Source organism: Bdellovibrio sp. HCB209, from assembly GCF_047306065.1.
Lineage (GTDB): Bacteria > Bdellovibrionota > Bdellovibrionia > Bdellovibrionales > Bdellovibrionaceae > Bdellovibrio.
Genome location: NZ_CP178618.1, coordinates 2081621 through 2097044 on the forward strand (window position 1 = coordinate 2081621; position 15424 = coordinate 2097044).

The following is a 15424-nucleotide window of genomic DNA, read 5'->3' on the forward strand; positions in this document are numbered from 1 at the left end:
CGGTTTTTAGGAATGCAATGCGTTCCTGAAAACCGGCAGGCGCCTTTTTCTTGCTGACGGAGATAGCCTAGTTATTCCGGTAACTTTTAGAGTTCGAAGCTTCCTGGATGGCTTGGCGATTGCAATTTAGCTGGGTATGAAGGTTAAGTCTTTTATATTTAGTTTAAAGCTAGCACTGGCAGCCCTTATTGGGGTCACTGTCTATTCTTTAGACACTAGGGCCGTGGCAAAGACTTTCGTTCCTGTGATCAATACGGTTCAGCTAGGACAAAAAAGCCCCACCTGTAATGTCGTTACCGTACACGCGGTTACCGAGATCAATGGCAAATCCTTCTATCAATCAGGAATCGGCTGGGTAGTTATAAGCAAGAACAATGAGCGAGAAGTCATTACTCCCGCACATGTGATTCATGGGGCCACAAAGATCATTGTTCAGTGTAGCACACTCAACGTATTCGCTACCATCAAAGGCGTGTCTGTCACTAAAGACATCGCTGTTTTAAAAATTCAAACAACGACTGCAACAACTTGGGCAGAAGAAAACTTCCTAACGGCACTAATCTATATGCAGGAGTATCAAGATTTTAAAGCTAAATATCCAGGCGTAGGTTCGGATGCCCCCGATCACACTGCTTTAATGGATAATAAATGGTTTGATAAATCAGGCTTCAAGCGTTGGACTTATGTCATCGCCAATCAAGGTCGCGAAATGAACACATCATTTGGTAAAACAAATGACCAAATGATTCAATCCACACCAAAAGTTTCTCTGCTTTCTAATAAAAGCTCCGCATCTTATGGCGGCAGCGACCTTGTTGCTGTTGAAACCTTTGCGATCCGCCCTGGATTCAGCGGAACACCTTTGATTTTTCAAGACGAAGCTTCTGCTCCTGGCAAAGACCAATTTTCATTTATGAAAAATGGCAAGTACGTTGCCGGAATGCTCATCAGAACTGATATTTCTGGAGGGCGTTCCTTAGCTATTACTATCGGTGATGTTATCAGAACTTACTTTGAAATTTCTGACGTCACGGACGCAACGATCGTTTTCAATGCACCTTTACGAATCGAAAGAGCAGACGCCGTTACCGGACCTATTATTCGCTATACTCTGAAAGCTGGTGAACAGGCTCTTTCAAAAACTCCTGTTTTACTTCAATCTATGGGCGGCGCTCGTTATTACCAAGCCACTGAAGTTTGTAAAGACTCTTACCAAGAATCTTCTGACTGGATTTCCACAAAAGGAATCAACTTTGATAAGGGCGACGCGAACTTTTCTGAAGCAGAAAGTATCGTCGATAAAATCCGTGCAGAGAAAGAAAATCAAACTAATGAGATCTTGAGAAAGAATCTTTTAAAAGAGGACTTAAAAAATAAGTTCTCCGATAAGAATCTGAAGGACAACCTCCTTAAAGGCGGCACGAATAGTACGCTTCTAAAAGTTGGCGGCGGCGACTATACAGAGGGTGGCGGCGGCATAATGGCTGCGATAAACTCAACATTTAAGACCGATGCGATGCAATCTGAAAACATTCAGAATATGTCGACCTCTATGTACCGCACAGAGACAACTTGCAAAACAGCGGGTATTTTATCTCCAAACAAGCCTGATGCAATTCTAGTAGGATACGTCGACTCCAAAGGTGTAGGCCATAAGGTGTCTGACTTGAATGACTTAACTTCTGAACTGATAAATAAACCTGCGCAGGAACGCCTGAATAAGATTTCTGAAATCTACGCAGGGGCCGTTTATGCGACGAAGGGCTCTTTCGACCTCCGCCCTCTTTGCCAAAGTCCTTTGTTCCATAAATCTAAAAAACGTTCATTCGAAGGCGTGAGCTCTTTAACTTTCAAATATGACCAAGGCACAGAGACTGCTCAGAAAAACTACGGTGTTTTATCGTCAAACGATAATGCCAACAACTATATCGCATGCAACAGCAGTGATTCTTTCGAATTCAGTATAGATCAACGTCAGCTTAAATATGCTTACGGTATCAAGGGTGCAAATAGCTTCCCTATGACGACTCTTAAGATGGCGGTGAGCAAAAACTCCGCGATCGTCGGCCAGGCGCAAATCGGAGACAGCTGCAAAATTGAACTTAATCAAAATAACCTTATCGCTGCGAATATCTGGAAATACCAAATACGTGATCCAAAAATCCATGCTGATATCAGCCTGGACACGAAAGATCGCATTATCAGATTTAAGATTTTCTCGGTCGCACCGGAATGCCAAGTCCTGAATGCTCAAGGCCAAACGCCTTGGTACGCAGAAACAAATATCTCAGAGGATATGAAATGAAGCTTCATCTTAAAAACGAGTACTTCGAATCATTGAATGGCTTGATGTCTGGTCACCAGGACAACATTCTGGCTCATATCCGCGCCATCCGCTCGCAGGAGATGGTTTCTTTTGAAGAACTGATGGAGCAAAAGATTTTGAGTTTCCGTGTGGCTTTAAAAAGCAGTGAAACTTTACCAGACGTCGAAGAACTAAAAGCGGAACTAGTTGTTTCCCCGGATCTTCGCGCCGAAGTTTATTTTGTGCGTGGGATGCTCTTTATGCATTCACAAAAACACGCTGAAGCTCAGGATGCTTTTAAGAATGCCTTCGACTGCTATGCCTTCTGTGAGAATCACGAAAAAGGTCTAAGTGCAGAATTCAATATGTTGATCGCTCAGTCCTTCCTGCAAGAAGAGCCTTTGCATATGGAGTTTTTGAATACTCTTGAGAAAGCCCAAGGCTTAAAAAATGTGCGCATTCAAGCTTCTTGTGCTCGTCAGCTTTCTTATATCTCTTTTGATCAGAAAAATTATGTTAAGGCAGAAACGTTTGCTTTGATGGCGGTCAATCTGTTCACTCAGCTTCAAGGTATTTCAGATCTTCACCTAGCTTTGGCAAACTGGGCTGACTGCTTATTTGAAATGGGTAAGATCAAAAGCGCGTTTGCCGCCCTAGAGAAAATCACCGGCACTGTTGATCAGCGCGTGCAGTTCCCTTTGGCCTATATCAATGCCAAGCTTAATTCTGAAAAGATTGAGATCCGCCAGTTTGATTCGATCAACCCTTACTGGATGCAACGCTATCGCCAAAGTTCTTCCTTTCAATGGAAGCAGACGGCCGTGGAGTCTTGGGTTTTCAAAAAAGCCACAGGCCTTCTTTATAACGAAAACGGTAAGCTTATGGGTCGCGTGAAAGCTCAATCTCTTGAGGGGCAATTGCTCAAAATCCTAAGCGGTGGAGCGGCGAACCGCCACAAACTGTGTGAAACTCTATGGCCTGAATATGCTAACGATGGCAGTCTGGATGACCGTTTCTATCGCCTGATCAGCCGCTTGAATTCTAAAGTTGGAAATTTGGTTATTTCCGACGGCAAGAACTATCACTTAAAGATGGCTTTAAAACTTAAATAAGCTAAATCCTGCCATCCAACAAAGTCACTTGATTAAGTCCTCGACGTCCCCAATACTTTCATTTGTGGAGGTATTGGAATGCATATTTTAGGTACATTGTTGATTGGCTTCCTAGTTGGACTTGTAGCGCGTTTCTTTATGCCGGGTAAGCAAGGCTTAGGCATCATCATGACAACGATCCTAGGGATCATTGGTGCAGTTGTAGGGACTTATATCGGTCAATTCCTTGGCTGGTATGCCGAAGGCGAACCTGCGGGCTTCATTGCTTCGGTATTTGGCGCGATGGTGGTTCTGTTTCTTGCGAAACTTTTTGCTAAAAACTAGCGTTACATTTCATCAAATAAAAAACGCCAGGTTCTCTGGCGTTTTTGTTATTCATCTCTTATTTAATTTAAATCCTAAAAAAGGGAACTGTTACCTTTTCTATCTTTTTTCCCAAGCAATTGTATGGAACGAATGAGCCTTCGTCTCTTGTTCCCCAGACACCGCATTGACCGCTGTCATAAGAACATTGACGCCTGCTAAAATGATAGTCACGTAAACCACTGTTTTTTTGAGTTTGGATACTTTGTTTTGCATATGACTTTACTAATGCAATCGCGGGGCCTAACTCAGAGTGGCACAAACAAATATGAGACGCCATGAGTTCGTTCTCAGATGGAAATTCCCGTATTGAGACGGTAGTTTGAACTGCGAATTGTTCCACTTGTGACAATGATTGCAAACAGCCCTGGTATTTTTACCAAGGCTGCATTTGCGGAGCGATCTGCAAGGCGCGACGTTTGAGGTCAGGGTCTTGGATACCCATATTGCGAATCGTGAAGGCAGAGCGCTTTTGCACGTCAGGATTTGATGAGTTCAAACCTTGAGCGACGACATCGACAACTTCTTTCGATGGGTTGCGAACATTGCCTAATACACTCATCGCTGAGGCAGAAATACTGATCTGATTTGAATACAATAGGTTCGCGACTTTCTTTTGTAGAGCTGGATCTGTCGCAACACTTGATTTCACCATTCCTAGCGCTTCAACCGCTGTATCGGGATCAGAGCTATCCAACTGACGACTCAACTGTGAAACCACCGTTGTTGGCAGAGATGTTTTTCCAGCAGTACCCTGCCAGCATCCCACGACCGTGAGGAAGTTGCTGTCTTGATACCACGCCGCTGGCGCATTGAATTTACTCATATCAGGAGGATTGCGAATCGAGCAGAAAGCTTGAACCTTTGTATTGGTCAATCCCTTACCTTTCATCGCAACCTTCATAGTATCTTCTAATTCTTTACTGACCTCATCCGGAGACATCCAGCCGACTTTACCCGCTAGATCTACCAAGGGGAATTTCGTCTCTAGAACGGAGTTTAGTTTCGGCGTGATTGCTTTTAATTCATTAGCCGCCATCGTGTTGCTTTTAATACGACTAAGAACATCTTTTTCGTCAGCCGAGAGGTTTTTCATATCAATACCGTTTAGGTACTCTTCAACCACCAAGAAATGGTCTTTGCGATCAGGGCTATTTAACAGAGACTCTACAGTCAGCATTTTTTCATACTTAGAGGCTTTATCATCGAACAGAATACACTCTTTACGTTGCTCATCCACAGCACCACTACAAGCGGCGTAGGCCGTACCCTTCATCGCTGAATTCCAGGGATCTGAATAGCTGGAGCTAATATCACTAGCCTTGGTGATTTGATTCATCACCTTTTCAGCCTCCAATTGGTCCAAGCGCTTAGAGTAGTTAGGAATTTGATCTAGGTATTTTTTAAGAAAAGAAGACACCGTTTTCCCGGAAGGACCAATGGAATCAAATCCATAGATTTGCGGAACCCCCGAAAATACTTTTTGCATCGTAGATTTAAATGACTCCCCAACAGGGCTGTATCGAGCCGCCACGATGCGATCAACGTAGGCTTCCGAAATACCATCATTCAGCAGAACCTCGCGGTATTGCTCTGGAGTGCGACGATCTTTAGCTTTATCAGCCAGAGTGTTGCAACCAAAGAGATAGACTTCCTTAGGTTGAGACAAAATCCCCTCACAGGTTTTAGAGCAGGCTTTTCTTTCCATTGTTTGCAGTGGCAAAGTCAGATTGGTATCTTCACCAAAGAAGGTGCCGCCAAAGTGTCCTGAGATAATCAGGGAGTCACACTTAACTCCACTGGCACAGGCTTTATCGAACCAATTTTTATCGTCGTTGCTGCTTTTAAAATCGGTGAGCTCTTTAAACTCCACGCCCTCTTTTTTATAACGAGAGGTGAAGATCTTTTTCTCATGCTCGGAATTCAGAGTGATAGTACAAACCGTTCGCGCCATCACTGGCAGCGCAAATAGACTCAAACAAAAAGTTAACCATAGGATTTTTTTGGAGTGCATTACCACTACTATAGCAAAATCAGCACCATAGAGTGAGAACAAACTCATCGCTTAGGGAAAGACCAGGACTTAGACAGTGGTAGTTAGGCTAGGCAATTTCTCAGAATGAGAAAGGGAGTCTTTCGACTCCCTTTTAAATAATTAACTTACAGATTACGACGGTATTGACCGCCGACTTCATATAGAGCGGTGGTCATTTGATAAAGACTGCAGTATCTCGCAGCGTTCATCAAAGCAGCGAAGATATTTCCGCCGTTTAACACAGTTTCCTTAAGCTTGCTCAACGCCTTATCACCTTCGGATTTGTGGTCGTCTTGGTATTTGTGAACGTTGTCGAGCTGTTGGTTTTTTTCTTCGTAAGAAGCACGGGCCAATTCAATTTTCGGTGGAACGTAGTCCGCCGCCATTGTTTTTGGATCGATGAATGTGTTCACACCAATGATTGGCAAAGTGCCATCATGTTTTAGGCGCTCATAATACAAGGATTCTTCTTGGATCTTAGAACGTTGGTACTGAGTTTCCATCGCACCCAAAACACCACCGCGTTCGCTGATTTTTTTGAATTCAGCTAATACCGCTTCCTCAACCAAGTCAGTTAATTCGTCCATGAAGTATGAACCCTGCATTGGGTTTTCATTCATAGTCATACCGAACTCACGGTTGATGATCATTTGGATGGCCATCGCACGACGAACAGATTCCTCCGTCGGCGTTGTGATTGCTTCGTCATACGCGTTCGTATGCAAGCTGTTGCAGTTATCATAGATAGCTAGCAAGGCTTGCAACGTCGTACGGATATCATTGAAGTCAATCTCTTGAGCATGCAATGAACGACCTGACGTTTGGATATGGTATTTCAATTTTTGTGAACGATCGTTCGCCTTATAAAGGTCACGCATTGCTACGGCCCAGATACGACGAGCCACACGACCCAATACTGAATACTCAGGATCTAGACCATTCGAGAAGAAGAACGACAAGTTCGGAGCGAAGTCATCGACTTTAAGGCCTCGCGATAAATAGTACTCAACGAACGTGAAACCGTTTGAAAGAGTAAATGCCAATTGAGAGATCGGATTCGCACCCGCCTCTGCAATGTGGTAACCAGAAATAGAAACGGAATAGAAATTACGGATTTTTTGCTTAACAAAGTATTCCGCAATATCACCCATCATTTTCAAAGCGAAATTGATCGAGAAGATACAAGTGTTTTGCCCTTGGTCTTCCTTCAAGATATCGGCTTGAACTGTTCCACGCACTTGCTGAAGAGTCCAGATCGCAAGATCGTTGTATTCTTCAGGAGTAACTTTACGACCTAGTTCCTTTTCTTTCTTTTCAACCTGCTGATCAATCGCCGTGTTGAAATAGAATGCCAAGATCATCGGTGCTGGACCGTTGATCGTCATAGAAACAGACGTATTTGGATTAATAAGATCAAAGCCCGCAAAAAGCTTCTTCATATCATTCAAAGTACAAATACTTACACCCGACTCCCCGACTTTACCGAAGATATCCGGGCGGTTGTCAGGATCTTGTCCGTACAATGTTACAGAGTCGAAGGCTGTAGAAAGACGATGAGCTGTTTCACCTTTAGTTAGGTAATGGAAACGACGGTTCGTTCTTTCAGGAGTACCTTCACCCGCGAACATACGCTTAGGATCTTCATCGGCACGTTTAAGAGGGAAAACGCCACCTGTGAATGGGAATTCACCAGGAACGTTTTCAAGTTTCAAGTAACGGAATCTGTCGCCCCAGTCCTTCATTTTAGGAACTACGACTTTACGGATTTTTGTACCACTCAAAGACTCACGAGTCAGTTTTTGACGGATTTCCTTGTCACGAACTTGGAATACCAATTCGTCACCAGAATAACGCTCAATCAACTGATCAAAGTTTTTAAGGGATTCCAACTCTTCGGCTGTAAATTCAGCTTCAAGTTGAGATTGGACTTTAGAAACAGTTTCCGCAGGAGTCCCCAACATGGGAGCAAGCTTTTGCAAGCTGCCAAGTTTGGAAGCTTCTTCAGCCAGGTCTTCCGTGCGTTTTTTATATTTATGAATCGTGGATACGATTTCAGCCAGATAGCTTTGACGATCTGCTGAGATGATCCCGTGTTCTTCCGCAGACAAGATGTTTGCGCGGAAGGCTGGGTCTACAACCCAACGGCCTTTTTGTTTTTCTTCTAAAACGTCTGCAATCCTAAAGAACAATTTATTAACGCCGCCATCATTGAACTGAGAAGCTTGAGTTAAATAAACCGGAACCTCGACAGCATTGTCGAAGATCTTACGAGAGCGTTTGTACTGCTTAGATACGTCACGAAGAGCATCTAAAGCACCACGGCGGTCAGCTTTATTCACGGCGATCAAATCCGCGAAGTCGATCATGTCGATTTTTTCTAGCTGTGATTGCGCACCGAAATCAGAAGTCATCACGTACATAGAAATGTCGGATACTTCAGTGATCGCCATATTGCCCTGACCGATACCGGAAGTTTCAGCGATGATGAAATCGAAGTCCAATTGACGAACGAATTTCAAGATCTCTGGCAAGCTTGAAGCGATCTCACGGCCCGAACCACGAGATGCCACAGAACGCATGAACACTTTTGTACGAGACAAAGAGTTCATACGGATACGGTCACCAAGCAATGAACCACCGGTTTTACGTTTCGATGGGTCCACGCAGACAACTGCGATTTTTTTATCAGGATATGCATTCAAGTAACGTTGAACCAACTCGTCGATCAATGACGATTTACCAGCACCACCAGTACCTGTGATACCCAAAACCAACGGAGCTTGTTTCGCTTTGAATGATTCCAAACCATACGAAGCCAACGAAACATCTTTGTTACCATTTTCGATTGCGGTCAACGCAACACCAAGCTCAACAGATGGAACTGTGTCACCTTGGAAGATGTTTTTCTTAGTTTTAAATTCTTTTTGTTTTTCCAAAAGATCGAAATCGCAACCTTTTACGATCATCTCGATCATACCTTCTAGACCTAAACGACGACCGTCGTCTGGATGGAAGATTTGCGAGATACCGTAGGCTTCAAGTTCTTTCTTTTCGTCGTAAACGATTACTCCGCCGCCACCGCCGTAGATTTGCACGTAGCCTGCGCCTGCTTCATTCAAAAGATCGCGCATGTATTTGAAGTATTCCATGTGACCGCCCTGATAAGAGCTGATGCACACGCCTTGCGCGCCTTCTTGCAAAACCGCTTTAACCACATCACTCACGGAACGGTTGTGTCCCAAGTGGATCACTTCCGCGCCCATATCCTGAAGGATACGTCTCATGATGTTGATGCTGGCGTCGTGGCCGTCGAACAATGCCGCGGCTGTGACAATTCTAACTGGATGCTTTGGAGTGTATGCCATAAAAACCTTATGTAACATCAGCGAGGAGTTTCACCTCGCTGATTTAAGAGCTACTCCGGCAACGCCGGAGTGAGAAAAGCTACTGACCTTTGAAGGCCGCTTTACGTTTTTCGATGAAGGCACCAGTGCCTTCTTTAACGTCTTCTGTGTTGAAAAGTTCAGCGAAGATTCTTGCTTCGTTTTTCTGAGCTTCTTCAACGTCCATGTCCCAACCTTGGTTGATAGAGCGTTTCGCCATACCAACTGCGATTGGAGCTTTAGCAACGATCGCATCAACTGTTTTCATAACTGCTGCCATAAGTTCAGACTGTGGAACCACTTTGTTCACCAGACCGTATGCCAAAGCTTCAGGAGCCGTGATCATGTTACCTGTGTAAGTCAATTCACGGGCTTTACGAGCACCGATTGCACGAGTCATGCGAACCGTACCGCCGAAACCTGGGATCAGACCAAGGCTCACTTCAGGCAAACCGAATTTTGCATTTTCAGAAGCGTAAATGAAATCACAACCCAGCGCCAACTCACAACCACCGCCTAGAGCGAAACCGTTAACGGCCGCGATCACAGGGATTTTCAAAAGAGTCAGTTCGTGGAAAACAGATTGACCACGTTGTGCGAAGATCATGCCTTTTTCTTCATCCAAAGCATTGATCTCTTTGATATCAGCGCCAGCTACGAAAGCTTTTTCGCCAGAACCAGTGATCACCAAGGCACGAGCATCCACGTAAGGCATTTCGCCGATTTGACGAAGAGCCTCACCCATTTCTTCAAGGACTGTAGAGTTCAATGCATTCAAAGCTTCAGGACGATTGATAGTTAAAACCCAAACGCCGTTTGCTTTTTGCTCAAGTAGAAGTGTTTTATAATTAAAACCTGCCATAGTTTTTAAATCCTATTTTTGAGAGTAGTCGTAGAAACCACGACCTGATTTACGACCCATCCAACCTGCTTCAACGTATTTCACTAGAAGCGGGCATGGGCGGTATTTAGAATCACCAAGACCGTCATGAAGAACGTTCATGATCGCAAGGCATGTATCCAAACCGATAAAGTCCGCCAACGTCAATGGACCCATTGGTTGGTTTGTTCCCAATTTCATCGCAGAGTCGATAGACTCTACAGAAGCAATACCTTCATGAAGAGTGTAAACAGCTTCGTTGATCATCGGCATCAAGATGCGGTTTACGATAAAGCCTGGCATGTCTTTTACAGACTCAACGAATACTTTATCCATTTTTTCAGCCAACGCGCGAACAGCTTTGAAAGTCTCATCCGAAGTTTGCAAACCACGGATACCTTCCACAAGTTTCATCAAAGGAACTGGATTCATGAAATGCATACCAGCCACTTTGTCTGGACGTTTTGTCACAGCAGCGATTTTAGTGATAGAGATTGAAGACGTGTTAGAAACAAGCAAAGCACCTTGCTTTACTGTTGCATCCAAGTCTTTAAAGATTTTAAGTTTAAGGTCGATGTTTTCAGTCGCAGCTTCGATCACGATGTCGCAATCTTTTAGGCCTGCTGTTTCTTGAGTTGTTTTGATGCGACCAAGAAGTGCCGCTTTATCCGCTTCAGTCATCGTCGCTTTTTTAATCAAGCGATCACAGCTGCCAGAAATTGTTGCCATACCTTTTTCAAGAGAAGCGCCAGAAACGTCCATCATGACGACGTTGAAACCGAAGTTTGCTGCCACTTGAGCAATCCCGTTCCCCATTTGTCCTGCGCCCACAATACCGATCAATTTGATATCCATATACCACTCCGTGTTATTTTTCTTTTAACAAAAGTAGTTATAGATACTTTACTTTAGTAGCCCGGTCACTCTGAGAGCGGCAGGCCAAAGCTTCTGTAATTCACTTTGGCCACACGAGTCGAAAGCTGAAAATGCACTTCACTTAAGGCTAGTTAGCGGATGTTCTGGTCTTGAGGCTCTGCACCTTGGGACCGCACAATAAGTGAATGCAATCGATACTTTCGGCCGTTTTCCCTCTACTTTTAGCAGCCCCTTCTGCGTATGCAGCTTTAGCGACCGATGCAAGTTCTGCGATTTCATTTTACCGCAATAAAGAGAGCTCCTTTCCCTCAGGCCAAACCACTCGTTCTATTTTAGAAAACAAACTTGTTTCGACGCAGATCGAAAGCACGTTCCGCGTTCGTTGGGATCGTAAAGAGTATGAACTTGAAGGCCGACAGCTTCTGAAAGACATCCACGTTGCAAAATTAGTTGATACCAACTCTGCTTGCCAGTTGCTTTCAGCAAATCGCAATGATTCGGGTGCCATCAAAGTATTGGGACCTAATGCAACGGTTGAGATTTTAGAAACTGATGACTATTGGGCGAAAGTTAAAACTTACCGCGACAATGTTATCGGATGGGTGCCACTATCGATGCTTAAAAATCGCCATGATGACGTCGGTGTTTTTGTGAACATCATGGACACTTACTTGCGCAAAGAATCCTCAAGCCTTGCCAAAGTCATCACCACAGTTCCCCGCCTAAGCCGTATCACTCCCTTGGGTTTTGAAAAAGGCTTTATGAAAATTGCCTTTAATGGCAACACAGGATTTGTCGACGTCAATCACTTTGCATCCCGTGCTGATTTTTCAAATTTAGCTTTCGTAGATAACAAATGGATTCCGATCACTCATCGCAATGGCGAATATGTTGTAACAGCTCAACGCGCACAAATTCCTTTGCAAAGAGTTCAGGGTTTTGTCACTAGCAACACTCGTGGTGTTGTGACTCGTGCTGTCCCTGGAGGCCCTCAGCTTTTATCTCGTGTTGAGATCACGAAACCAGAAGCTAACATCTGGGCTTTAAGTAAAGTCGATGGCCACGGCGAAGTCTGGTGGAAACGAAACTCAAGCTCTTCAGAATCCCATGCCTCTTCTGACAAAGTCGCGACCCTAACAACTGAAGAACTGATGAAGCGTGAAATTTACTCGATCGCTTTTGAAAGTAAAACTTCTGTGCGTGGAATTGTTTCGGCGGAAGGCATCTACACAACTGAAGATGGTCTGAATTGGAAACAGGTTTCATTTTTTGGCAAACAAAACTACCCGGTCTTCATTCACCCTAAAGGTCAATGGTTTGTAGGCTCTTACAAGAGCTCCAACCAAGGACAGAGCTTTGAACCCTTCATCCGCTGGGAAGTTGTTGCTGATGCCATTCAAGCATCTTTACACAAAAATCCTAAGCTCATGCGTTTGACTCAGATTGAGGCCGTGTCTAACTCCCAAATCATCATCAATGTTGATACGGGATCTTCTAAGATCAAACTTGCAGGATCACTTGCTGACTCTACGAACTGGGCTGTCGTTCGCAAATAGTCGCCGTTCTCATATAGGTAACGAAAACCCGAAAGAATCTGAAGAATTGTGCCTCTATATCATTGTGAAACAGGCACAATAGTTGCCTAGAGTATTCCTTATAAACGGAGACTCTATGAGCGACTCAATTAAATCGATAGCAGAGACTAACCTCGTCAAAAAACTAAACAACCGCATGACAATATTCGCACTTGCGAATTTGTTGCTAGCGGTGACGCCTGCTTTTGCTAGGGCTCAAGCGCCATCATGCGCTGCTGTTTTCGTTAAAGAAGATTTAATTCTATCCGTAAGCGAGGCGACAACTCGCGAATATCAAAAGAACTTCGCGCGCATGTTTCATGAGACCAGTGGCATGGACAATTATGCCGCCTACGAAAAAATGATTCGTTCGCGCACGGAACCAGAGATCATTAAAGCTATTGAAATCTTCGATAAACACCAGGTTGAAGTAAGTATTCGCGCTCCAGAGGAAGTCAGGGAAGCTATTGCCACATCTGGATTTAAAAACACCTTTGAGACAGGAACCAATGCCGGAAAGGAAAGACCCGCTACCAAATGGAGGGATGAAGTGGAAGCCCATGTCTTCGGTTTCAATTTATCAGAATACGCCCAGCTTCCAGCCGCTGCTAAACCAAAATACGGATCTCTTCAACCTAAACAAGAATCCGGACTCATCTCCCGCACTGAGGGATTAGCACCTTACGGATCAGACTCTTATCAACTAAAAACCGAAAAGATATCCTCACGCCTCACTTTTACTATGGATGACTCATCGTCTGTAACGCCGATGATTCCAATTACAGCAACAACGAAGGACTGGTTTGACTCCGTTCAAAAAGGGCGCACGTGGCATAACGCCGCAATTCCATGGAATCAACGTCTCCTGGCTGCTCCATTTCTGGCGAGAGCGATTCAACACGGCAATCTTTTTATGTCTACAAGTTTTAATAGCGCTTACAAAATGAATTTAGAGGGACCTAAAGTAGAAAATGGCTCTGCGTATATAGAAGCTCAGATCTTTGGTAAAATTGATTTGGATACAGTCTCTTCTTTTATGTTCGCAAAAACTCCGCCATCAGGACAATTCCTTGTGGAGCTGAAAAAGAGAAATATCACAATTCTTGATGGTCGTTCGCAACCAGCCAGAGAATGGTCTGAATGATTTAGGCGGCGTCTTCTTCGATCTTTCTGATTTTTGCGAGGGCGTCGTCGAGGTTACGAGCTTCGATCCAGTAAACGCCGGAGCTGTATTCACTTTTTGCTTCAAGTCTTTTCGCCGACATATTCGACAGCGGGCTGTATTGCGACGAAATTGAAATCAGGTACTTCACCTTCGATGTCGCCATTCTTGTACCGATTTCTTTTTTAAGGAAGGTCACGCTTTCGGTTGAAAAAGCCCCCTGAGCCATGGAGTTATCCATAATATGAATGCGGCACCCCTTGCGAAGCACGAAGGGAACCACCTGTTTTATAATAACTCGCTCAATATCTGCGGGAGTTACGTCATGAACATCCATCCAACAATCGACGACGCAATTCAACTCGTCATCCCAATAGGAATTTAGTTTTTTAGGGATATGAGCAATCAGTATTCTTGCCATGGTAGTTTCCTTGTTTTCAGCAACTAAGCAGCTTTATTCCCGAGCAAACTAGTAAAGCTTAAATAGATCAAATTTAAAAAAGTATTCTTACGGTAATCAGCAACGTTAATAATTCCTCGAGCATCAGCCTGGAATTTTTCCGAATAATTGTTCAAACACCATTTCAGGACCTGATTTTCTGACTCTCGATCCACTTGAAGTATCTCTAAAACGGCATCAACGACCAAAGCTAATCGAACTCCATCTTGTTCCGCGATCAGAACTCGGCGATGGTGATGCTCTGCGGAGCTTTCTTGAAAGCCATAATAGGTCGGCAAATACACCAATGGCATCTCCACATCCTGATAATTAAATGTGGAGGCACTGATGTCCGTATCCGCAGCTGGCTGAATAGAAACCACCGAACTTATTGGCACAAACACAACCTCTCCAATATCAACTTTTAAGAGGTACATCAAAGAAGCTTTCTTCTGTGATTCTGCCAGAGTCCTAGCTGGAGACGGAAATACTTTTGTATAGGCATGACATAAATCACTTAAAAGCTGCGACCCAAATCGCCCTTCAAGATCTAATTTATGAGGAACACCTCGCTGAGACCGTGAGACTTCAGAAACATCATCCACAGCCACGCCCACTTCGACGCCACCACTCTTTAAAACAAGGACCCTGCTTGAATGACGTGTGAGATCAGCCCCTAAATTAATAACTGGAATAGTGTTATGCCCTCCGAAAACATAGCCTTCTGCTTCATCACAAAGTAGATGATAGCGAATAAGATCTTTAGGTGAGTACACCTTAACCACATCATCGACAGACATTTCATAGGTTTCGTTATTGATCTTAAATTTTAAAAGGTCTAATAGCTTCTCTGCAGACTCCAGAGACTCCTGAGCGACATGGTTTTGTTCTTCGACAACATCGCCCTTATTAACGAAATAATCTTCGGGAGAAATAAAGTTGATGGGCGCTGTTGATTCCTTAAAATCAGACACTAGGCCTACGAACAATACACGTTCCGCGATAAGGGCAACGTGTTCGGATCGATTGCTTAATAAAACAACCTGTCGCCCCGCGTGGCTGCCTTGATGCATTTTTTGGTAAGTGTCTTCAGAAAAATAAATGGGTGCATGAACCAATACTCCCCCAGGAAGAGCCTCGCCTAAGAACTCACCACTGATGGATCTGCCTAAGTCCTCCATTTTAATGTGAGCACGGTGCAACGAAGCGACTTTCGAGATCGGAATCCCGAAATACTCCTCGCCCATGATCCAAATGCAGAAGACTTCTTCTTTAGACACAACTTCACCGTTACC

The 15424-nt window shown here is 44.1% G+C and carries 11 protein-coding genes; 5 read left to right on the forward strand and 6 right to left on the reverse strand.

All coding sequences use genetic code 11. The features are described 5' to 3' along the window. Window positions 1-136: 136 nt before the first annotated feature. The 3 genes from ACLVWP_RS10190 (at window position 137) to ACLVWP_RS10200 (ending at window position 3741) form a co-directional block, all read left to right on the forward strand. Complete coding sequence (locus ACLVWP_RS10190; RefSeq protein WP_413557136.1) at window positions 137-2305, forward strand: hypothetical protein; 2169 nt, start codon at window positions 137-139, stop codon at window positions 2303-2305. Next, entirely contained in the window at window positions 2302-3417 is a 1116-nt protein-coding gene (locus ACLVWP_RS10195; RefSeq protein WP_413557137.1) for a hypothetical protein, read from the forward strand. The genes ACLVWP_RS10190 and ACLVWP_RS10195 overlap by 4 nt, the downstream gene beginning before the upstream one ends. 78 nt (window positions 3418-3495) lie before the next feature. Then, window positions 3496-3741, forward strand: coding sequence for a GlsB/YeaQ/YmgE family stress response membrane protein (locus ACLVWP_RS10200; protein ID WP_413557138.1), 246 nt, complete (start codon window positions 3496-3498; stop codon window positions 3739-3741). A gap of 415 nt (window positions 3742-4156) precedes the next feature. Here ACLVWP_RS10200 and ACLVWP_RS10205 read toward each other — a convergent pair whose 3' ends face one another. The 4 genes from ACLVWP_RS10205 to ACLVWP_RS10220 form a co-directional block, all read right to left on the reverse strand. Continuing rightward, window positions 4157-5758 (reverse strand): HEAT repeat domain-containing protein, encoded by a 1602-nt coding sequence (locus tag ACLVWP_RS10205; RefSeq protein WP_413557139.1) that lies wholly within the window; start codon window positions 5756-5758, stop codon window positions 4157-4159. 182 nt (window positions 5759-5940) lie between these two features. Then, entirely contained in the window at window positions 5941-9180 is a 3240-nt protein-coding gene (gene icmF / locus ACLVWP_RS10210) for a fused isobutyryl-CoA mutase/GTPase IcmF (RefSeq protein WP_413557140.1), read from the reverse strand. A 79-nt stretch (window positions 9181-9259) separates the two neighbouring features. Further along, entirely contained in the window at window positions 9260-10060 is an 801-nt protein-coding gene (locus tag ACLVWP_RS10215) for an enoyl-CoA hydratase/isomerase family protein (RefSeq protein WP_413557141.1), read from the reverse strand. Window positions 10061-10072: 12 nt separating this feature from the next. Further along, window positions 10073-10933 (reverse strand): 3-hydroxybutyryl-CoA dehydrogenase, encoded by an 861-nt coding sequence (locus ACLVWP_RS10220; RefSeq protein ID WP_413557142.1) that lies wholly within the window; start codon window positions 10931-10933, stop codon window positions 10073-10075. Window positions 10934-11139: 206 nt separating this feature from the next. Between ACLVWP_RS10220 and ACLVWP_RS10225 the strand changes: the two genes are divergently transcribed. Together ACLVWP_RS10225 and ACLVWP_RS10230 are read left to right on the forward strand one after the other, a co-directional pair. After that, window positions 11140-12510 (forward strand): SH3 domain-containing protein, encoded by a 1371-nt coding sequence (locus tag ACLVWP_RS10225; protein WP_413557143.1) that lies wholly within the window; start codon window positions 11140-11142, stop codon window positions 12508-12510. Between the two features lie 115 nt (window positions 12511-12625). Next, a complete protein-coding gene (locus ACLVWP_RS10230) occupies window positions 12626-13672 on the forward strand; it encodes a DUF3626 domain-containing protein (RefSeq protein ID WP_413557144.1) in 1047 nt (348 codons plus the stop codon). Between the two features lies 1 nt (window position 13673). Here ACLVWP_RS10230 and ACLVWP_RS10235 read toward each other — a convergent pair whose 3' ends face one another. Both ACLVWP_RS10235 and ACLVWP_RS10240 read right to left on the reverse strand, forming a co-directional pair. After that, the gene (locus ACLVWP_RS10235; RefSeq protein WP_413557145.1) at window positions 13674-14111 is read right to left on the reverse strand and encodes a hypothetical protein; all 438 of its coding nucleotides are present in this window, start codon (window positions 14109-14111) and stop codon (window positions 13674-13676) included. A gap of 23 nt (window positions 14112-14134) precedes the next feature. Continuing rightward, the gene (locus tag ACLVWP_RS10240; protein WP_413557146.1) at window positions 14135-15409 is read right to left on the reverse strand and encodes a chemotaxis protein CheW; all 1275 of its coding nucleotides are present in this window, start codon (window positions 15407-15409) and stop codon (window positions 14135-14137) included. Between the last annotated feature and the right edge of the window lie 15 nt (window positions 15410-15424).

Excerpts from the sequence above, each read along its gene's own strand:
- ACLVWP_RS10190 (WP_413557136.1), top strand. The coding sequence starts at position 137 with ATGAAGGTTAAGTCTTTTATATTTAGTTTAAAGCTAGCACTGGCAGCC.
- ACLVWP_RS10195 (WP_413557137.1), top strand. The coding sequence starts at position 2,302 with ATGAAGCTTCATCTTAAAAACGAGTACTTCGAATCATTGAATGGCTTG.
- ACLVWP_RS10200 (WP_413557138.1), top strand. The coding sequence starts at position 3,496 with ATGCATATTTTAGGTACATTGTTGATTGGCTTCCTAGTTGGACTTGTA.
- icmF (WP_413557140.1), bottom strand. The coding sequence starts at position 9,180 with ATGGCATACACTCCAAAGCATCCAGTTAGAATTGTCACAGCCGCGGCA.
- ACLVWP_RS10215 (WP_413557141.1), bottom strand. The coding sequence starts at position 10,060 with ATGGCAGGTTTTAATTATAAAACACTTCTACTTGAGCAAAAAGCAAAC.
- ACLVWP_RS10220 (WP_413557142.1), bottom strand. The coding sequence starts at position 10,933 with ATGGATATCAAATTGATCGGTATTGTGGGCGCAGGACAAATGGGGAAC.
- ACLVWP_RS10225 (WP_413557143.1), top strand. The coding sequence starts at position 11,140 with ATGCAATCGATACTTTCGGCCGTTTTCCCTCTACTTTTAGCAGCCCCT.
- ACLVWP_RS10230 (WP_413557144.1), top strand. The coding sequence starts at position 12,626 with ATGAGCGACTCAATTAAATCGATAGCAGAGACTAACCTCGTCAAAAAA.
- ACLVWP_RS10235 (WP_413557145.1), bottom strand. The coding sequence starts at position 14,111 with ATGGCAAGAATACTGATTGCTCATATCCCTAAAAAACTAAATTCCTAT.